The sequence below is a fragment of the Pseudomonas sp. HAR-UPW-AIA-41 genome (assembly GCF_002304225.1).
Classification (GTDB): Bacteria; Pseudomonadota; Gammaproteobacteria; order Pseudomonadales; family Pseudomonadaceae; genus Aquipseudomonas.
Genome location: NZ_NSLB01000006.1, coordinates 158,675 through 177,680, shown reverse-complemented (window position 1 = coordinate 177,680; position 19,006 = coordinate 158,675). Strand labels below are relative to the sequence as shown.

The 19,006-nt window shown below is 61.9% G+C and carries 18 protein-coding genes; 9 read left to right on the top strand and 9 right to left on the bottom strand.

What is annotated here, in order from left to right; all coding sequences use genetic code 11:
• Positions 1–5: 5 nt before the first annotated feature.
• Both CK486_RS13340 and gloB read right to left on the bottom strand, forming a co-directional pair.
• Positions 6–1,574 carry a LysM peptidoglycan-binding domain-containing protein gene (locus tag CK486_RS13340; protein WP_095940803.1) on the bottom strand — a complete coding sequence of 523 codons (1,569 nt, stop codon included), beginning with the start codon at positions 1,572–1,574 and terminating at the stop codon, positions 6–8.
• 74 nt (positions 1,575–1,648) lie between these two features.
• On the bottom strand, positions 1,649–2,425 hold the full coding sequence (gene gloB / locus CK486_RS13335; RefSeq protein WP_095940802.1) for a hydroxyacylglutathione hydrolase: 777 nt from the start codon (positions 2,423–2,425) through the stop codon (positions 1,649–1,651).
• A gap of 88 nt (positions 2,426–2,513) precedes the next feature.
• Between gloB and CK486_RS13330 the strand changes: the two genes are divergently transcribed.
• The 6 genes from CK486_RS13330 to nudC all read left to right on the top strand — a co-directional run bounded on the left by CK486_RS13330 (position 2,514) and on the right by nudC (position 9,637).
• Entirely contained in the window at positions 2,514–3,272 is a 759-nt protein-coding gene (locus tag CK486_RS13330) for a class I SAM-dependent methyltransferase (protein WP_095940869.1), read from the top strand.
• Positions 3,273–3,280: 8 nt separating this feature from the next.
• Positions 3,281–3,730, top strand: a complete 450-nt coding sequence (gene rnhA / locus CK486_RS13325) for a ribonuclease HI (RefSeq protein ID WP_095940801.1) — start codon at positions 3,281–3,283, stop codon at positions 3,728–3,730.
• Positions 3,727–4,470 (top strand): DNA polymerase III subunit epsilon, encoded by a 744-nt coding sequence (gene dnaQ, locus CK486_RS13320; protein ID WP_095940800.1) that lies wholly within the window; start codon positions 3,727–3,729, stop codon positions 4,468–4,470. The genes rnhA and dnaQ overlap by 4 nt, the downstream gene beginning before the upstream one ends.
• Positions 4,471–4,586: 116 nt before the next feature.
• Positions 4,587–6,845 carry an Orn/Lys/Arg decarboxylase N-terminal domain-containing protein gene (locus CK486_RS13315; RefSeq protein ID WP_095940799.1) on the top strand — a complete coding sequence of 753 codons (2,259 nt, stop codon included), beginning with the start codon at positions 4,587–4,589 and terminating at the stop codon, positions 6,843–6,845.
• A 288-nt stretch (positions 6,846–7,133) separates the two neighbouring features.
• Positions 7,134–8,807: a ferrous iron transporter B gene (locus CK486_RS13310; protein WP_095940798.1), complete on the top strand. Its 1,674-nt coding sequence runs from the start codon at positions 7,134–7,136 to the stop codon at positions 8,805–8,807.
• Complete coding sequence (gene nudC, locus CK486_RS13305; RefSeq protein ID WP_095940797.1) at positions 8,804–9,637, top strand: NAD(+) diphosphatase; 834 nt, start codon at positions 8,804–8,806, stop codon at positions 9,635–9,637. The genes CK486_RS13310 and nudC overlap by 4 nt, the downstream gene beginning before the upstream one ends.
• On the opposite strand, the gene CK486_RS13300 is transcribed toward nudC, so the two are convergent.
• Positions 9,605–10,390: a TSUP family transporter gene (locus tag CK486_RS13300; RefSeq protein WP_095940796.1), complete on the bottom strand. Its 786-nt coding sequence runs from the start codon at positions 10,388–10,390 to the stop codon at positions 9,605–9,607. The genes nudC and CK486_RS13300 overlap by 33 nt on opposite strands.
• 99 nt (positions 10,391–10,489) lie before the next feature.
• Between CK486_RS13300 and CK486_RS13295 the strand changes: the two genes are divergently transcribed.
• A complete protein-coding gene (locus CK486_RS13295; protein ID WP_095940795.1) occupies positions 10,490–11,140 on the top strand; it encodes a hypothetical protein in 651 nt (216 codons plus the stop codon).
• A 68-nt stretch (positions 11,141–11,208) separates the two neighbouring features.
• Here CK486_RS13295 and CK486_RS13290 read toward each other — a convergent pair whose 3' ends face one another.
• The 4 genes from CK486_RS13290 to CK486_RS13275 all read right to left on the bottom strand — a co-directional run bounded on the left by CK486_RS13290 (position 11,209) and on the right by CK486_RS13275 (position 14,366).
• On the bottom strand, positions 11,209–11,976 hold the full coding sequence (locus CK486_RS13290) for an SDR family oxidoreductase (protein WP_021699567.1): 768 nt from the start codon (positions 11,974–11,976) through the stop codon (positions 11,209–11,211).
• A 58-nt stretch (positions 11,977–12,034) separates the two neighbouring features.
• A complete protein-coding gene (locus CK486_RS13285) occupies positions 12,035–13,102 on the bottom strand; it encodes a phosphotransferase family protein (RefSeq protein WP_095940794.1) in 1,068 nt (355 codons plus the stop codon).
• A gap of 182 nt (positions 13,103–13,284) precedes the next feature.
• Positions 13,285–13,596 carry an SCP2 sterol-binding domain-containing protein gene (locus CK486_RS13280; protein WP_095940793.1) on the bottom strand — a complete coding sequence of 104 codons (312 nt, stop codon included), beginning with the start codon at positions 13,594–13,596 and terminating at the stop codon, positions 13,285–13,287.
• A gap of 59 nt (positions 13,597–13,655) precedes the next feature.
• Positions 13,656–14,366 carry a histidine phosphatase family protein gene (locus CK486_RS13275; protein ID WP_095940792.1) on the bottom strand — a complete coding sequence of 237 codons (711 nt, stop codon included), beginning with the start codon at positions 14,364–14,366 and terminating at the stop codon, positions 13,656–13,658.
• Positions 14,367–14,564: 198 nt separating this feature from the next.
• On the opposite strand from CK486_RS13275, the gene sohB reads away from it, so the two are divergent.
• Positions 14,565–15,587, top strand: coding sequence for a protease SohB (sohB, locus tag CK486_RS13270; RefSeq protein ID WP_095940868.1), 1,023 nt, complete (start codon positions 14,565–14,567; stop codon positions 15,585–15,587).
• Positions 15,588–15,597: 10 nt separating this feature from the next.
• Positions 15,598–16,587: a YhdH/YhfP family quinone oxidoreductase gene (locus CK486_RS13265; protein ID WP_095940791.1), complete on the top strand. Its 990-nt coding sequence runs from the start codon at positions 15,598–15,600 to the stop codon at positions 16,585–16,587.
• A 61-nt stretch (positions 16,588–16,648) separates the two neighbouring features.
• Here CK486_RS13265 and CK486_RS13260 read toward each other — a convergent pair whose 3' ends face one another.
• Positions 16,649–17,146, bottom strand: a complete 498-nt coding sequence (locus CK486_RS13260) for a DUF934 domain-containing protein (RefSeq protein ID WP_095940790.1) — start codon at positions 17,144–17,146, stop codon at positions 16,649–16,651.
• The gene (locus CK486_RS13255) at positions 17,130–18,788 is read right to left on the bottom strand and encodes a nitrite/sulfite reductase (RefSeq protein WP_095940789.1); all 1,659 of its coding nucleotides are present in this window, start codon (positions 18,786–18,788) and stop codon (positions 17,130–17,132) included. Before CK486_RS13255 ends, CK486_RS13260 begins: the two co-directional genes overlap by 17 nt.
• Positions 18,789–19,006: the final 218 nt, after the last annotated feature.

The following is a 19,006-nucleotide window of genomic DNA, read 5'->3' as shown; positions in this document are numbered from 1 at the left end:
CGTTGCTACAAGTACAAGGCCAGCGACTGGCCTGGCTTGAGGCTCTTGCTGACTTTGGGATTCCAGCGCTGCAGTTGCTTGAGGTCAACCTTGAAGCGCTTGGCGATCAGGTACAGCGAGTCGCCGGCCTTGACCTTGTAGTAGGTAACCTGCTGACGTCCGGCACTGCTGTTCTTGGGCGTGCCCGTAGTTGTTTGCTTGGTCGTGCTGGCCTGCAGCTTAAGTTGCTGGCCGAGCTTGAGGTCGTTACTGCGCAAGTTGTTCCAGCGCTTGAGGTCGTTGACCTTGACCCCCTGACTTTTGGCAATGCTCCACAGGTTATCGCCCTTGCGCACGGTGTAGGTGTGGCTGGCTGAGGCAGTCGAGCTGCGCTGGAACAGCGGCTCGTTGAACTTCATGCCCGGCTCCGTCGGAATGCTCAGTGTCTGGCCGATACTCAGGTTGTTGCTGCGCAGCTGGTTGATGTCCTTGAGTGTGCTGACGGTGACGCGGTAGCGGTTGGCGATACCATGCAGGCTGTCGCCGGCCCTGACCTTGTAGGTTTGCCAGTCGACCGGGTCCTGCGGCTTCATCAGTGCGAGGTTGGCCTCAAGCATTTCTGCCTTGTCACTGGGAACCAGCAGGCGCTTGGGGCCGCCATAGGTAATGCCGCGCTTGAAGGCAGGGTTGAGCTGGAGGATTTCCTCCTTCTCCATGTCGACAAGGTCGGCCAGACGGCCCAGGTCGAGACGTTCCTGCTTGAGGTTGACCACCTCGAAATACGGTTCGTTGGCAATCGGGTGCAGGTCGATCCCGTAAGCTTCGGGCGCCATGACGATCTGCGACAGCGCCAGCAGCTTGGGTACATAATCCTGGGTTTCCTTGGGCAGCTGCAGGTTCCAGTAATCGGTCGGCAGGCCGAGGCGCTGGTTACGCTCGATCGCACGGCTGACAGTGCCTTCGCCGGCGTTGTAAGCGGCCAGGGACAGCAGCCAGTCGCCGTTGAACATCTGGTTAAGCCGGCTCAGGTAGCTGATTGCCGCATTGGTCGATGCAAGGATGTCGCGTCGCCCGTCATACCAGGCCGTCTGCTGCAGATTGAAATTGCGCCCGGTAGCGGGAATGAATTGCCAGATACCCACGGCATGGCTGCGCGAGTAGGCCATCGGGTTGTAGGCGCTTTCGATCACCGGCAGCAGCGCCAGCTCCAGCGGCATGTTGTGGCGTTGCAGTTGCTCGACCACGTAATGAATGTAGAGGGAGCCTCGGTCACTGGCGCTTTGCAGGAACGAAGGGTTGCTGACGAACCACAGTCGCTGGCGTTCGATCCGGGGGTTGAAGCCGATTTCGTTCTGCAGCTTGAAACCGTCGCGCATGCGCTGCCAGATGTCGTCGGGTTCCTTCTGCTCATCCTCGAGCCAGGCAGTGTCATTATCGATGCCGACGGCGCGGTCGGTATCACGGCCCGGTGCTTCACTCGTGTGTGAGCCGGTTGTCTGGCAGCCTGCCAGCAACAAAGCCAGCAGCACGGCAGCAAGGCGGGGAAGCACGGCCGGCGTCAGGTGCAGCTGGAGGTGACGCAGCAATGACGGCATCGGCTGTCCGGGCTTGGCAAGGAAGTGCCGGCGATTCTAGGAATCACCCCTAGTCGGGTCAAGGTAAGAGTGTTTTAGAACGTGTCCTTCCAGCGGCGCAGCAGGGCAAAGCTTTGCTCCGGGCTGCGCTGGCCGGCACCGAATTGCCGGTCGAGTTGCTGCTCGATGGTCGGGGTGCCAATACGCAGGAACGGATTACTGGCCAGCTCCAGGCCAATGCTGCTGGGCAGGGTGATCTGGCCTGCCGCGCGCTGTTCGGCCACTGCCTTTACGCGCTCGATCAGTTGCACGTTGTCCGGCTCGACGGTCTCGGCAAACCGCAGGTTGCTCTGGGTATATTCGTGGGTGCAGTACACACGGGTGTTGGCGGGTAAGCGGGCCAGACGCTGCAGCGAGTGATAGAGCTGGCTGGCCGTGCCGCCAAACAGCCGGCCGCAGCCACCGGCAAACAGCGTGTCGCCGCAGAACAGCATGGCATCGCTACCCTGATGAAAGTAGGCGATATGTCCGATGGTGTGGCCGGGCACGGCCAGCACCTGAAACGGCAGACCAAGCACGTCGATGGTTTCTTCGCCGTGCAAAGGGTGGCTGCAATGCGGGATGTCTTCCTGCGCCGGGGCATACACGCTGGCAGCATGTTGCTGCAGCAGTGCGCCAATGCCGCCAGTATGATCGGCATGCTGGTGCGTGATCAGGATGCTTTCCAGCACACAGCCCGGATGCTCATCCAGCCAGGCCTGCACCGGGGCTGCGCTGCCCGGATCCACTACCGCACAGCGTTGGCGTTCTGCATCGTGCAGCAGCCAGATATAGTTGTCGGTAAAGGCGGGCAGGGCGTGAATAGCGAGCATGATGGCGGCATCCTGTGAAATGCTGCCGATGGTAAGCCCAAACCGGGCTGCCGGGTGAGCGAGGAGGTCTGAAATGAAGCGTGAGGGCATGGGCAGACAGAACTGCTCCCATCTCGATCCGCACTGGCTGGATCTGCTCGAAGGTGCCGAAGAGTGGTTCCAGGGGCCTCTCGGTCAACTGCTTCTCAGCCGTCAGCAAGCCGTGCTGGAGGAGGAACTGCAGCGCCTGTTTGGCGGTTATCTGGTGCATTACAGCGCGGTGCCGGGGCCGGCGGTCAAGGCCGCGCATATCCAGCGCAGTGTGCGCATTGGTGCACCGCTGGCGGGCGTGGAAATCGCCTGTGAAGAGCAGTCCTGGCCGTTGGGTGAGCATGCTGCCGATGCTGTGGTGCTGCAGCATGGTCTGGACTTCTGTCTCTCGCCCCACGGCCTGCTGCGTGAGGCCGCGTTCAGTGTGCGCCCGGGCGGGCATCTGCTGATCGTCGGCTTCAATCCCTGGAGCCTGTGGGGCCTGCGCCACTGGCTGTCCCGCGATACCTGGCGTCAGGCCCGCTGCATCGATCCGGGGCGGGTCAGTGACTGGCTGCATCTGCTGGGGTTCGCGCTGGAGAAACGCCGGTTCGGGTGTTATCGTCCGCCGCTTTGCAACAGCAGCTGGCAGGCACGCCTGCAACCTCTGGAGAGCCGGGCCGAGGCCTGGCAGTTACCCGGCGCAGGTTTCTATGTGCTGGTGGCGCGCAAGCTGATGGTCGGGCTGCGCCCACTGCGGCTACCGCGGCGCGAAGCACGCGGGCAGCTGTTGCCCTTGCCGGTGGCCAAGATCAGCCGGCGCGATTCCGAGAGCTAGAAGTATTGATGAGCGAAGACAAGGTCGAGATTTACACCGACGGCGCCTGCAAGGGCAATCCCGGCCCCGGTGGCTGGGGCGCGCTCTTGGTTTACAAGGGGGCAGAGAAGGAGTTGTGGGGTGGCGAGCCCAACACCACCAATAACCGCATGGAACTCATGGCGGCCATCTGTGCGCTGATAGCCCTCACCCGACCCTGTTCGGTGCGTCTGGTTACCGATTCGCAGTACGTGATGAAGGGCATTCAGGAGTGGATGCCGAACTGGAAGAAACGCGGCTGGAAGACGGCGTCCAAGGAACCGGTGAAGAACGCCGATCTGTGGCAGGCCCTGGACGAACAGGTCAATCGTCATCAGGTGGAGTGGAAGTGGGTACGTGGCCATACCGGCCATCCGGGTAACGAGAAGGCCGATCAGTTGGCCAACCGCGGCGTCGAAGAAGTCAGAGGGCGAGCATGAGATATGTAGTACTGGATACCGAAACCACCGGCATGCCGGTGGGGGATGGCCATCGCATCATCGAAATCGGCTGTGTCGAACTCCAGGGGCGGCGTCTGACCGGGCGGCACTTTCATGTGTACCTCAACCCTGACCGTGAGATCGACGAAGGCGCCATTGCGGTCCACGGCATCACCAACGAGTTTGTCGCCGACAAGCCGCGTTTCCGCGATGTGGCCGACGAGTTCTTCGAGTTCATCAAGGGCGCCGAGCTGATCATCCACAACGCGGCGTTCGACGTTGGCTTCATCAATAACGAGTTTGCCCTGCTGGGGCAGCGCGAACGCAGCGATGTCAGCGACTACTGTACGGTGCTTGATACCCTGCTGATGGCGCGCGAGCGGCATCCGGGGCAGCGCAACAACCTCGACGCACTGTGCAAGCGCTATGGCGTCGACAACTCCGGACGCGACCTGCACGGCGCCTTGCTCGACGCCGAGATTCTCGCGGACGTCTACCTGGCGATGACCGGCGGCCAGACCAGTCTGTCGCTGGCTGGCCAGGGTGCCGGCGAGGATAGCGGTGGTCGCCAGCAGGCCAGTCCGATCAGCAGGCTGCCGGCCGATCGCCCCCTGACCCGGGTGATCCGTGCCAGTGCGGAGGACCTGGCGGCCCACGCGGTGCGGATGGCCGCCGTGGAAAAGTCGGCTGGTGGTCCATCGGTCTGGGCCCAGCTGGAGGCAGCGCCTGTCGCTGAGTAAAGGCTGCATTTGCACTGCGGCGACCTTTAGTTACAGCGAGTTGCACAGGGGGTTCCCCCTGAAGATGGCAGTCTCTACCCTGAGGTGAACGGGACCACCGCCCTCAGGGGGGCGCCATGCACAAAGACCTCAAATTCCCCATCCTCATCGTTCACCGTGACATCAAGGCTGACACCGTGGCCGGGCAGCGCGTTCGCGATATCGCTGACGAACTGGCTCAGGACGGTTTCAGCATCCTCTCCACGGCCAGCAGCAGCGAAGGGCGCATCGTCGCCTCCACCCACCACGGCCTTGCCTGTATCTTGGTGGCGGCCGAAGGCGCAGGTGAGAATCAGCGTCTGCTGCAGGATGTGATCGAGCTGATCCGGGTCGCCCGGGTGCGCGCACCGCAGCTGCCGATCTTCGCCCTTGGCGAGCAGGTGACGATCGAGAATGCTCCGGCTGAGGCGATGGCTGACCTGCACCAGCTGCGCGGCATCCTCTACCTGTTCGAAGACACTGTGCCATTCCTTGCCCGCCAGGTCGGGCGTGCCGCGCGCAGTTATCTGGACTGCCTGTTGCCACCTTTTTTCAAGGCGCTGGTGCAGCACACCGCCGATTCCAACTATTCCTGGCACACCCCGGGGCACGGTGGTGGCGTGGCCTACCGCAAGAGCCCGGTGGGGCAGGCTTTCCATCAGTTCTTCGGCGAGAACACCCTGCGCTCGGATCTCTCGGTGTCGGTGCCTGAGCTCGGTTCGCTGCTCGACCATACCGGACCGCTGGCCGAGGCCGAGGCCAGGGCGGCGCGCAACTTTGGCGCGGACCATACCTTCTTCGTCATCAACGGTACGTCCACGGCGAACAAGATCGTCTGGCATTCGATGGTCGGGCGCGACGATCTGGTACTGGTCGACCGCAACTGCCACAAGTCGATACTTCACTCGATCATCATGACCGGGGCCATTCCGCTGTATCTGGTGCCCTCGCGCAACGAGCTGGGCATCATCGGCCCCATTCCGTTGTCCGAATTCAGCCGCGAGTCGATCCAGGCCAAGATCGACGCCAACCCGCTGGCCCGTGGCCGTGAGCCCAAGGTAAAGCTGGCGGTGGTGACCAACTCCACCTACGACGGTCTCTGCTACAACGCCGAACTGGTCAAACAGGCGCTGGGCAACAGTGTAGAGGTGCTGCACTTCGACGAGGCCTGGTATGCCTACGCGGCTTTCCATGATTTCTACAGTGGCCGTTTCGGCATGGGCACCAGCCGCAGCGAGGACGCGCCGCTGGTGTTCACGACACATTCAACGCACAAGCTGCTGGCGGCGTTCAGTCAGGCCTCGATGATTCACGTGCAGGATGGCGGGCGGCGTCAGTTGGATCGTGACCGCTTCAATGAAGCCTTCATGATGCACATCTCGACCTCGCCGCAGTACGGCATCATCGCCTCATTGGATGTGGCCTCCGCCATGATGGAAGGCCCCGCCGGTCGTTCGCTGATCCAGGAAACCTTTGACGAGGCGCTGAGTTTCCGCCGTGCGCTGGCCAATATGCGCCAGAGCATGGAGGCCGATGACTGGTGGTTCAGCATCTGGCAACCGAGTGGCAGTGCCGGCAGTGAGCGGATTGCCACCGAGGACTGGCTGCTGGCGGCTGAGGATGACTGGCATGGCTTCGGCCACGTGGCCGACGATTACGTGTTGCTCGACCCGATCAAGGTCACCCTGGTAACGCCTGGCCTTACCGCCAACGGCTCGCTGGAGGCTTCAGGTATTCCCGCGGCTGTGGTCAGCAAGTTCCTCTGGGAGCGTGGTCTGGTGGTGGAGAAAACGGGCCTGTATTCGTTCCTGGTGTTGTTCTCCATGGGCATCACCAAGGGTAAATGGAGCACGCTGCTGACCGAGTTGCTGGAGTTCAAGCGACTGTATGACAGCAATGCCCCGCTCAGTGTGGCGCTGCCAAGTCTCAGTGCGCAGGCCGGCAGCCGCTATGCCGGCATGGGCCTGCGCGATCTGTGTGACCAGCTGCATGGCTGCTATCAGGACAATGCTACGCCAACCTCCATGCGTCGCATGTACACGGTGTTGCCGGAGATCGCCATCAAACCGGCCGATGCCTACGACAAGCTGGTGCGCGGCGAGGTGGAGTCGGTTCCGATCGAGGACCTCGAAGGGCGACTCTCGGCAGTGATGCTGGTGCCGTATCCGCCGGGCATTCCGCTGATCATGCCGGGTGAGCGTTTCACCGCGCAGAGCCGGGCCATCATCGATTATCTGGCATTTGCCCGCAGCTTCGATGCGCAGTTCCCGGGCTTCGATGCGGACGTTCACGGCCTCAAGCGCGAGGAGCGTGAGGGTCAGGTGCACTACAGTGTCGAGTGCATTCGTCAGGCCTGATGGTGCGTTAGTAAAATCAGGCGCTTAGACGGACTATGTAAGGCACGCTGTGAACTCGGAGGGCGTGCCGTGGTTCACAGTGGCCAGCATCGACATTTATATCTCTCTTGTTATAGTGAACAGGTTTATATGTTCACTATATTTCTATGCAGGGCATTAATCCTGCAGCGTTGTACTGCCCTTGTCGCTGGTTTGTTTCAGGCAACTGCCACGACGCGTTGAAATGACAATAATTAATAAGCGCTGGCTGGTGTAAGGCGCACTCCGAACAAGAGGTGAACTCGTTCTATGGTCACTGGAGCTACATCCCTCAGTCTGGTGCGTGACGAGTTGTTTGCCACCATCGAACAGGCCGAGCTGAGTCTCGAGCAGTTCATTGGTGAGCGCAGCAACGGGAACTTGTTGCAGCAGGCTGTTGAAGGCCTGCAGCAGATCCGTGGCACGCTCAAGCTGATCGAGCTGACTGGCGCGGAAATGCTTGCTCAGGAAATGCTCGACCAGGCTAACGACATTCCGGCTGGCGCGGGCAATGAGCGCGATGATCAGCTCACGGCGCTGAGCAGCGCACTCTATGTGCTGCGGCGTTATCTGGAGAGCGTCGACGCCCATCGCCAGGAAATCCCCGAGCTGCTGTTGCCGACCATCAACGAACTGCGTCGGGCCGGCGGTCAGCCGCTGTTGCCGGAAAGTTTCTTTTTCAGTGCCCGTCTCGATCAGCCGCGTCCACCGCGGACTCAGGCTGCCAGCGATGATGTGCATGCCGATGGCCGCCGCCTGCGTCACATGTATCAGGTCGGTCTGCTGGGTTATATCCGTGAGCAGAATGCTGTTGCCAGCCTGCGCCTTATGGGCCGCGCCATGGAGCGGCTGGACTCGCTGCTGGGTGAGCAGACTGCTGCACGCTTGTGCTGGATTGCGGCCGGGGCTATCGAGGCCATCATCGATGGTCAACTGTTGCCCCGGCGCTCGCGCAAGCAGCTGTTCTCGCGTCTGGACCGTGAACTGAAGAACCTGCTGGGCAAGCCGGGCTATGAGCCGCCGCGCGCCATGCTCAAGGAACTGCTCTATCTGGTGGCGCTGGCTGACAGCAAGGGCGAGCGCTGCGAACAGCTGCGCGAAGCCCTGAGCTTCACCTCGCTGCCGTTTACCGATCACATGCTCGAAGAGGAGTATCAGCGCCTGGCCGGACCCGGTCACGCCGTGCTGCGCTCCTTGTCCTCCGCTATTCGTGACGAGCTGACGGCGGTCAAGGACCTGCTCGACCTGATCGAGCGCGGTAGCGCTCAGGGCGAGAGCTTCGGCAACCTCCACGCCGTACTCGGCAAGCTGGGCAAGACACTTGGCATGGTCGGCCTGACCTCCGCCGGCAATGCCCTGCAGGCCCAGATGCCGGTTGTCGCCAGCTGGAGCGAGGGAGGTGAAGTCACCTCCGAGGCGCTCAATCGTCTGGCTGAGGCCGTGCTTTACGTGGAGAGCATGGTTGCCAGTCTCGAGCGCGGCGAGCGCCGAGATGTTCGGCCGCAGGAGGTGCTGCCGGGACAGGAAGCGGAGTCCTTCGCCACGCATCAGCTGGCCGAGGCGCGAATTGTGGTGGTCGACGAGGCTCAGGCCGGTCTGTCGCTGGCCAAGCGGGCGATTACCGCGTATCTGGAGTCCAGTGGCGACAAGCTGCACCTGGCCAACGTGCCCGTGACTCTGCAGGCGGTACGCGGAGGCTTGTGGTTCCTCAATCAGGGACGCGCCGCCATGCTGGTGGGAGCCTGCGCCGATTACATCCAGAGCAAGATGCTGGAAACCTCGCAGATGCCTTCCGAGCAGATGCTGGAAACACTGGCCGATGCCCTGACCAGTCTTGAGTACTACCTGGAAGCGGGTGCTGTGCTGCGCCCGGAAACCACACCGAGTGTGCTGGATCTGGCAGAAGAGAGTGTGCGTGCTTTGGGCATGCCGCTGAGCGCCTGATGCAGCAGTGGCAGCCAGGGCTGCTGGATGCCCGCGCGGTCAAGGGGGGCTGGGCGCTGGCCGCTCTGGACGGGCGCTTTCTGGCTGATTCCAATGGCGTACTATTTCCTTTGCACTGGCTGCGTCAGCAGGAACTGCCGGTGCGCGCAGAGCACGGCCTGGGCCATTACCAGGGCCAGCCTCTGGTGGTGCTGGAGCTGCAGTATCCGGCCGATATTGCCGGTGCCCAGTGGCTGACCTTGCGTCAACTGATGATGCAGTCGGAGCCGACCACCTTCAAACTGCTGGGCTATGCCAGCCAGATCATCACCTGGGCGCGGGAGCATCGTTTCTGTGGCGCCTGTGGCCAGCCGCTGCAGCATCTGGCCGGTGAGCGTGCCATGCACTGCGAGCCTTGCGGGCTGCGTCTTTATCCCAAGCTGTCACCGAGCATCATCGTGCTGATCACCCGCGGCGAGGAAATCCTCCTGGCGCGCTCACCACACTTTGCACCGGGTTACTACAGCACCCTGGCCGGCTTCGTCGAACCGGGCGAGTCGCTGGAGGAGTGTGTGCATCGTGAAGTGTTCGAGGAGGTAGGGGTACGGATTGCTGCGCCGGTTTATCAGGGCAGTCAGAACTGGCCATTCCCGCACTCGCTGATGCTGGGTTTTCATGCCGAGTATGTCAGTGGCGATATCGTCCCGCAGGAAGGCGAGATCGAGGATGCCCAGTGGTTCCACTGCGACCGGCTACCATCCCTGCCGCCGGCGCAAGCCATCTCGCGCTACCTGATCGACCTCTATCTGGCGCGTCGCTCAGGTGGCCGCGAACCAGTGCTGCCAGGCTAGGCGCGCGGTCAGGCACAGCACCACGACAATGAACACCGGGCGAATGATTTTCGCCCCGCCGCCGATGGCGGTACGTGCCCCCCAGTAGGCGCCGAGCATCAGGGCGCCGCCCATGCACAGTCCCAGTGTCCAGTCGACCTGCCCGGCTGCGGCGAATACGCCGAGGGCGAAGGCATTGCTGATGAAGTTCATGCTGCGCGCGACACCACTGGCGCGCAGCAGGTCCAGGGGATACAGCAGCAGGGTGCTGACGGTCCAGAAGGCGCCGGTGCCGGGGCCGGCCACGCCATCATAAAAGCCCAGGGCCAATCCCTGAGGCCACTGCCGCCAGATTTTCGGTCGCAGGCCCTGTACCTGGTGCGGTGCGGGTGTGCGGCCAAACAACAGATACAGGCCGCAGAGGAAAACCACCAGCGGCAGCATCTGGTTGAGCCATTGTGCGGGGAGCAGGTGGGCGGCATAGGCGCCGCAGGCGGCGCCGAAAGCCGTGCCGAGCAGGGCATTGCGCCATTGCCTGGGGTTGAACAACTGGCGGCGATAGAAGGTGTAGCTGGCGGTGGCTGAGCCAAAGGTGGCGCACAACTTGTTGGTGCCCAGCACCAGATGAGGCGGCAAGCCGGCCGTGAGCAGGGCTGGTACGGTCAGCAGGCCCCCGCCACCGGCAATGGCATCGATGAAGCCGGCCGTGAATGCCACGGCGGCCAGCATCAGCAAAGTGGGCAGGTCGACCGCCAGTTCAAACGGGAATAACATGAATTAGCCGCCGGATGCGCAATGCGTGCGCTGGGTACTGGCCGGCGCACGCCGGGCTTTGCATAATGCCGACCTTTGCGCCGATAAGGAATTGCCCGCATGCAGTATGACGGATTGGCCTGGCTGACCGCTCTGGTGGCTTTGCTCATTGCCCTGCTGGCCGCGCGGGTGCTGTTCAACCTCGGCTGGTTGCTGGGCTGGTTGCGCGGCACCCTGGGGTTGGCCTTTGCCGCACTGGCTGGCGTGGTCGGCCTGGCCGCCTATGATCTGACCCGCTACAGCCCACTGCCGCAGGACAAGCCGCTGGTAACCATCAGCTTCACCGCAGCCGGCGAGCAGCGTTTTGAGGCGACCTTGCTGGAAGGCGGACACGAGCGTCAGGTCACGCTCGAGGGGGATCTGTGGCAATTGGATGCCCGGCTGTTCGGCTGGAAGGGGCTGGCGGCACTGATCGGCCTGCAGCCCGGCTATCGCCTCGAGACCCTGTCGGGACGTTATCTGGCGATCGAGCAGCAGAAGCTGACGCTGAATACACCGCAGGCGCTGGCTGCCAGCCCTTATGGCGTGGATGTATGGCGCTGGGTGCGCAACAGCGGGCGCGATTTTCTGCTTTTTGACCTGCAGCCGGCCCGGGTCAATTACCTGCCCATGGCGGCTGATGCGGTGTACAGTGTCAGCCTGACCCCGACCGGTCTGCTGGCCCAGCCGATGAATCAGGCGGCCCAACAGGCCTTGCGTGACTGGCAGTAATGCCGGAGTAGGTCGCTGAATCGAAAAAGGGGAGCCGAAGCTCCCCTTTTTCATGCCTGTGATCCGGATCAGGACAGAAAACCACCGTCGACATTCAGAGCAACACCGGTGGTATAGCTGGACGCTTCGCTGGCCAGGTACAGCACGGCGCCGGCCATTTCGCTCGGTGCCGCTACGCGCTTGAGCGGAATGCGCTGCAGTGCCATGTTGAGGATGGCGTCGTTCTTGGTCAGAGCCGAAGCAAACTTGGTGTCGGTCAGGCCCGGCAGCAGGGCGTTGCAGCGGATGCCGAACTGCGCGCACTCCTTGGCGAAGACCTTGGTCATGCTGATCACGGCGGCCTTGGTCACCGAGTAGATGCCCTGGAACTCGCCCGGCGAGACGCCGTTGATCGAGGCAACGTTGATGATCGAGCCGCCGCCGTTGGCCTTCATCAGCTTGCCGCCTTCTATGGACATGAAGTAGTAGCCGCGGATGTTCACATCCACGGTCTTCTGGAAAGCGCCCAGATCGGTATCCAGTACGTTGCAGAACTGCGGGTTGGTGGCGGCGTTGTTGACCAGAATGTCGAGGCGGCCGAACTGCTCGCGGATGAAGGCGAAGACGCTCTGGATCTGCTCCATTTCGCCAATGTGGCAGGCAATGGCGGTGGCTTTGCCGCCGTCAGCCACGATGGCGTCGGCAACCTTCTGGCAATCATCGATCTTGCGGCTGGAGACGATCACGTGGGCGCCTTGCTGGGCCAGCAGCTTGGCAATGGCTTCACCGATACCGCGGCTGGCGCCGGAGACGAAGGCAATCTTGCCGTCGAGATCAAACAGATGCGTCTTGGACATGGGAGTTCCCTGGTGGTTTTCGTCTGAGCCGGCCCGCTGTGCGAGCCGGTGCGGTGGATCAGAGGGTGGATTTGCCGATGACCTGCAGGCTCATCATTTCCAGCAGCTTGTTCATCTGCACGAACTGCGCGAAACGCTTGTCCTGGGTCTGGCCGTGGTAATAGCGGTAGTAAATCTGCTGCACGATGCCGGCCAGGCGGAACAGACCGTAGGTGTAGTAGTAGTCGAAGTTGTCGATCTGAATGCCGGCCTGTTGCGCGTAGTAATCGACAAATTCGCGGCGAGTCAGCATGCCCGGCGCATTACTCGGCTGGCGGCGCATCAGTTGCACCGGCGCCGGATCATTCGCCTCGATCCAGTAGGCCAGGGTGTTGCCCAGGTCCATCAGCGGATCACCGATGGTGGTCAGTTCCCAGTCCAGCACGCCGATGATCTGCATCGGGTTGGCGGGATCGAGGATCACGTTGTCGAAGCGGTAGTCGTTGTGCACGATGCCCGGCTTATGGTGGTCGGCCGGCATCTTGTCGCGCAGCCATGCTTTTATCGGCTCCCAGGTGGGCGCATCGGGTGTCAGGGCTTTTTCGTAGCGGTCGCTCCAACCTTCGATCTGGCGCTTCACATAACCTTCCGGCTTGCCCAGATCGCCCAGGCCGCAGGCGTTGTAATCGACGTTGTGCAGCTCGACCAGCTTGTCGATGAAGCTTTTGCACAGCTCGCGGGTCTGCTCGGCGCTGAAGTTCAGTTCGGCCGGCATGTCGCTGCGCAGAATGATGCCCTTGACCCGCTCCATGACGTAAAACTCGCAGCCCAGGACCGACTCATCAGTGCAGTGCACATAGGCTTTCGGGCAATACGGGAAGCCGGCATTGAGCTGGTTGAGGATACGGTACTCGCGCCCCATGTCATGGGCCGACTTGGCCTTGTGACCGAAAGGGGGGCGGCGCAGGACAAATTCCTGCTCGGGATACTCGATCAGGTACGTCAGGTTCGAGGCGCCACCAGGGAACTGACTGATGTTCGGCGTGCCTGACAGGCCGGGGATATGGGCCTTGAGGTACTGGTCGATGACGCTGGCGTCGAGTTCCTCACCGTCGCGGATGCGGGTGGACTGATCGGTAAGAGTCATGCGTATCCCTTCTGCTTATGATGGGGGCTATAGATTATTGGCTAATCTAATGCTGGTGACTGAGGGGCTCAAGCCAAAAGCGCCGTTATAGACTGGCGTGTTGCTGCCCATTGATCATCTGAATGGCGAAAAAAAACCGGAGCGCCAGGCTCCGGTTTTTCGTACGGGATAAGCCGTTGGGCTTAGACCGGGAACAGTTCGCCGAGCTTCATGGCGAGCATCATGTCGCCTTCAGCGCGCAGCTTGCCGGCCATGAAAGCCTGCATGCCATCGGTTTCGCCGCTGGTGATGCCCTGCAGGGTAGCGGTGTCCATGATCAGGGTGACGTTGGCATTGGCGTTGGTGCCTTGCTCAACGGCGCAGGTGCCGTCCTTAACGATCAGGGCGTAGTTTTCGCCGTCTTCGATGTTGAACTGGAATACCAGATCCAGGCCGGCGGCAGCGCTGGCGTTGAACTTGGACTGCATGGTGGAAATGATGTCAGCAACGCTCATGGTTCTTTCCCTTGTTGTTTCAGGTTATGGGTGGCCTGTGCGGCCAGAATGGGCCGGGCTTATCGAAAGGTGATCAGCTCCGGCGCCTTCAGCAGCTCAAGATGCACCTGACTGTTGAAGGAAGCTAGTGCCACTTCGCGCCCTCGGAATTTCAGGCGGCTCAGTGATGTGTTGACGATCTGCCAGTTCAGCTCGAAGGCCTTGTCCGCCGGCACGCCGGTAATCAGGCGGAGCAGGGCTGTAATGGTGCCGCCCGAGGTGAAGATGGCGATATTGTGTTTGCTCTCGGCCTGCTCCAGTACCCGCTGCAGGCCACCGGTCACGGTTTCGACGAAGTCGTCCCAGCTCTGCAGGCCGGGCTTGTCGTGCTCACCGGACACCCAGCGCTGGATCAGCAGGGAGAACAGGCGCTGGAATTCGGCGCGGTTCTGCGCGCCATTGCGCAGCACGTCGAGGGCATGGGGTTCCTGCGGCAGCAGGTCAGGCAATAGGTGGCGAATCACTTCATCGGCATCGAACTCATTGAACGCCGGGTCGATTTCGACATCGGCGGCGTGCAATCCGGATACGCGCAATTGGCCGATGGCTGCTTCGGCGGTGTGCTGCTGACGGCGCAGGTCGCCACTCAGGCAGCGATCGAGGCTCACACCCAGTTGGCCAAGATGGCGGCCCAATACTTCGGCCTGGCGCACACCGACGGGCGATAGCACATCGTAGTTGTCGCTGCCGAAGGACGCCTGGCCATGTCGAATCAGGTAAATACTGCCCACACCCTAACCCCGGCAGTGAGTAAAGTGTCGCGAGGTTATGGCCACTGGCCGGGCACTGTCAACGAAAAAACATACGCTTGTTTGAAATTGCGCGAACAAATGTTTCCCCGCCTGCGGCGCGGCTGGCAGGGGCTGAGGGGCATGGGTATGCTTGCCCGCTGCTACTGACCGATCGTCGGACAGGCTAGGAGGATGATTGTGGAGTTTCTTGCGGAATATGCCGGCTTTCTTGCCCGCACGGTGACCGTTGTGGTGGCCATCGTGGTGGTCCTGCTGGTGATAGCGGTGTTGCGCCAGAAGGGGCAGCGCAGCAGCGGGCACCTGAGTGTGCGCAAGCTCAATGAGTTTTACCGCGAGCTGCGTGAGCATCTGGAAGACAGCGTGCTGCACAAGGATCAGCTCAAGCGTCAGCGCAAGGCAGAAGCCAAGGCGCACAAGGCCGAGCAGAAAAAGCCGGTCGAGAAGCCGCGGGTGTTTGTCTTGGATTTTGATGGTGACATCAAGGCATCGGCCACCGAGCAGCTGCGCCATGAAGTCACCGCCGTGCTGAGCATGGCCCAGCCGGCCGATGAAGTGGTGGTGCGCTTGGAAAGTGGCGGCGGCATGGTCCATGCCTATGGTCTGGCGTCGTCGCAGCTGGCGCGTTTGCGCGATGCAGGCGTGCCGCTGACCGTGTGCGTCGACAAGGTGGCGGCCAGTGGCGGCTACATGATGGCCTGCGTTGCCAACCGGGTGCTCGCAGCACCCTTTGCTGTGCTCGGCTCGATCGGCGTTGTGGCCCAACTGCCCAATGTTCACCGGCTGTTGAAGAAGCACGATATCGATGTTGAAGTGCTAACGGCCGGTGAGTTCAAGCGCACGCTGACGGTATTTGGCGAAAATACCGAGAAAGGCCGGGAAAAGTTCCAGGAAGACCTGGAGCTGACTCACCAGCTGTTCAAGGGCTTTGTCAGCCGCTACCGCCCGCAGCTCGATATCGACAAGGTCGCCACGGGTGAGGTCTGGCTCGGCCTCTCGGCGCTGGAGCACGAGCTGGTCGATGCGCTGCAGACCAGTGACGAGTATCTGGCCCGGCGGGCCAACGAAGCCGAGCTGTTCCAGCTACGCTTCATTAATCGTAAATCCTTGCAGGAGCGCATTGGCCTGGCGGCCAGTGTGGCCATCGACCGGGTGTTGCTCGGCTGGTGGGAGCGCTTACTGCAGCAACGTTTCTGGCAGTGAGGTCTCGGCCATGAGTGGATTCAAGGCGCTGGTGATCAGCGAGGACGGGCAGGGCGGTTACCAGCAGAGTCTCTGTGAGCGCGATTTCGACAGTCTGCCGGCAGGCGAAGTGTTGATCCGTGTGCGCTATTCCTCCCTCAATTACAAGGATGCGCTGTCTGCCACGGGCAACAAGGGCGTGACCCGTCGCTATCCGCATACGCCGGGCATCGATGTGGCGGGTGTCGTCGAGCAGTCGGCGGTCAGCGAATTCGTCGCCGGTGATGAGGTCATCGTGACCGGCTACGACCTGGGCATGAACACCTCGGGTGGTTATGCCCAGTACGTGCGTGTGCCGGCGGCGTGGCTGCTCAAGCGCCCCAAGGGGCTCAGTCTGCGCGAGTCGATGGCGCTGGGCACGGCTGGACTGACGGCTGCGCTGTGTGTTGAAAAACTCGAGCAGGCTGGCCTGACGCCATCGGCCGGGCCTGTACTGGTGACCGGCGCCACAGGTGGCGTGGGCAGTATTGCCGTGGCCCTGCTGGCCAGTCGTGGCTACGACGTGGTGGCCTGCAGTGGCAAGGCCGATGCGGCGGAGTGGCTCAAGTCGTTGGGGGCGCGCGAGGTGATTGCCCGCGAGCAGTTGCAGGAGGGCAGCGAGAAGCCTCTGCTCAAGGAGCAGTGGGGCGGGGCGGTAGATACCGTCGGCGGCGAAATCCTGTTCAATGTGGTCAAGTCGCTGCGTTATGGTGCCAGTGTGGCCTGTTGCGGGCTGACGGCCGGAACCGGCTTCAAGGCGAGCGTGCTGCCGTTCATTCTGCGCGGGGTCAATCTGCTGGGCGTGGATTCGGTGGAGCTGCCGCTGGTGGTCAAGGCCTCCATGTGGGACAAGCTTTCCCTGCAGTGGAAGCTTGATCTGACTCCGTTGGTGGAGGAGATCGGGCTGGAGCAACTGCCGTCTGCTATTTCGCGCATCCTGGCGGGCCAGGTGAGTGGCCGCGTGCTGGTGCGTATCGACTAAGTTCGTCAGTGCAGCACAAAAAAGCCCCGAATTTCGGGGCTTTTTGCTGACTGCGGCAAAGTCAGGCGCGGCGCCGGAACAGCGGCAGCGGCTCGTCAGCAGAAGCCTGGTAGACCTCGGAGAAGTCCTCGAAGGCTTTCAGAGCATCAACCGGGTCCTTGTCGGCACGCAGGGCGAACGCATCGAAACCACAGCGTTTGAGGGCGAACAGCTGGTCACGCAGGATGTCGCCAATGGCGCGCACCTCACCCTTGTAGCCATAACGGGTGCGCAGCAGGTAGGCGGTGGATGAATGGCGGCCATCAGTGAAGGCCGGGAAATTCAGAGCGATGACCTGGAAGTTATCCAGGTCGTCAGCGATTTCCTCGATTTCCTCGCCGGCTTCCAGCCAGACGCCCAGGCCGCCGTCGCGGGCCTTGAGCGCCGTGCTGTGCTCGACCCACAGGGCCAGCGGCACGATGTAGTCGTCGCAGTTGCTCAGGCTGTCGAGGGTGGCGTCCTTGGGCAGCAGGTGCCAGCTTTCGTCAATGATCTGACCGTTCTTAATGATTCGCTGCATAGACACGCTCCTTGAACGGATCGACGCCGACGCGGCGGAAGGTGTCGAGGAAACTTTCTTCGTCGGTACGCTGCTCGACATAGACCTTGATGATCTTTTCGATCACGTCCGGCATCTCGTCCTGGGCAAAGGAGGGGCCGAGGATCTGTGCAAGGCTGGCGTCACGGCCGGCGCTGCCGCCGAGGGAGACCTGATAGAACTCCTGACCCTTCTTGTCCACGCCGAGGATGCCGATGTGGCCGACGTGGTGATGGCCACAGGCGTTCATGCAGCCGGAGATGTTGAGGTCCAGGTCGCCGATGTCGAACAGGTAGTCCAGGTCATCGAAGCGACGCTGAATGGCTTCTGCCACCGGGATCGACTTGGCGTTGGCCAGCGAGCAGAAATCACCACCCGGGCAGCAGATGATGTCGGTCAGCAGGCCCACGTTCGGGGTGGCAAAGCCCAGCTCACGCAGCTCGCCCCAGAGGGTGAACAGCTGCTGCTGCTCGACGTCGGCGAGGATGATGTTCTGGTGATGGCTGTTGCGTACCTCGCCGAAGCTGTAGCGATCGGCCAGGTCGGCGATGGCATCAAGCTGCTTGTCGGTGACATCGCCCGGCGCCACACCGGTGGGCTTCAGCGACAGGGTCACGGCGACATAGCCAGGGCGCTTGTGGGCCACGGTGTTGCGCTGGCGCCAGCGGGCAAAGCCCGGGTGCTCGGCATCCAGCTTTGCCAGGTCGGCATCCAGGTCCACCAGCTCGCGGTAGTCCGGATCGACGAAATGGTCGGCAACGCGGTGCACTTCTTCGGCGCTGAGGGTGGTGGGGCCATCCTTGAGGTGGGCCCACTCGGCATTGACCTTCTCGGCAAAGACTTCGGGAGTCAGTGCCTTGACCAGAATCTTGATGCGCGCCTTGTACTTGTTGTCACGACGGCCATAGCGGTTGTAAACGCGCAGAATGGCGTCGAGGTAGGAAATCAGGTGCTGCCAGGGCAGGAATTCGTTGATGTAGCTGCCCACGATCGGCGTACGGCCCAGACCACCACCTACGGCAACGCGGAAGCCCAGCTCGCCGGCCTCGTTCTTCACTGCTTCCAGGCCAATATCGTGCACCTCGATGGCCGCACGATCGCTGGCCGCCCCGTTGACCGCAATCTTGAACTTGCGCGGCAGGTGGGAGAATTCCGGGTGGAAGGTCGACCACTGACGGATGATCTCGCACCAGGGGCGCGGGTCGATGATTTCATCGCGTGCCACACCGGCGAACTGGTCGGTGGTGGTGTTGCGGATGCAGTTGCCGCTGGTCTGGATCGCGTGCATCTGCACGGTCGCCAGCTCGGCCAGAATGTCCGGTACATCCTCCAGCTCCGGCCAGTTGAACTGCACGTTCTGGCGGGTGCTGATATGGGCATAGCCCTTGTCGTAGTCACGAGCGATCTTGGCCATCATCCGCACCTGGGCGGAGGACATCAGGCCATAGGGCACCGCCACGCGCAGCATCGGCGCATAGCGCTGGATATACAGGCCATTCTGCAGGCGCAGCGGGCGGAACTCCTCACCGGAGAGTTCGCCGGCCAGATAGCGGCGGGTCTGGTCGCGGAACTGCTTGACGCGGTCCTCGACGATGCGTTGATCGTACTCGTCGTATACGTACATGAAATGTCCTGTTCTCAGGCTGCTTACAGCTTTGTTGCGCTCACGGCAGCGCACTCCAAAAATGGAGGCGAAGCACGATACCAGCAATGGTTTATGCGCAAAAGTGAAGTTTGAGCATATACACAGAGCATTCAGTTCTAAGCATGCAGTCGAGCATAACCTGACTGGCTTGCTGCCGTGGCCAGCCTGATCTTTACTGCCAACGTGGTCCTCTGCCT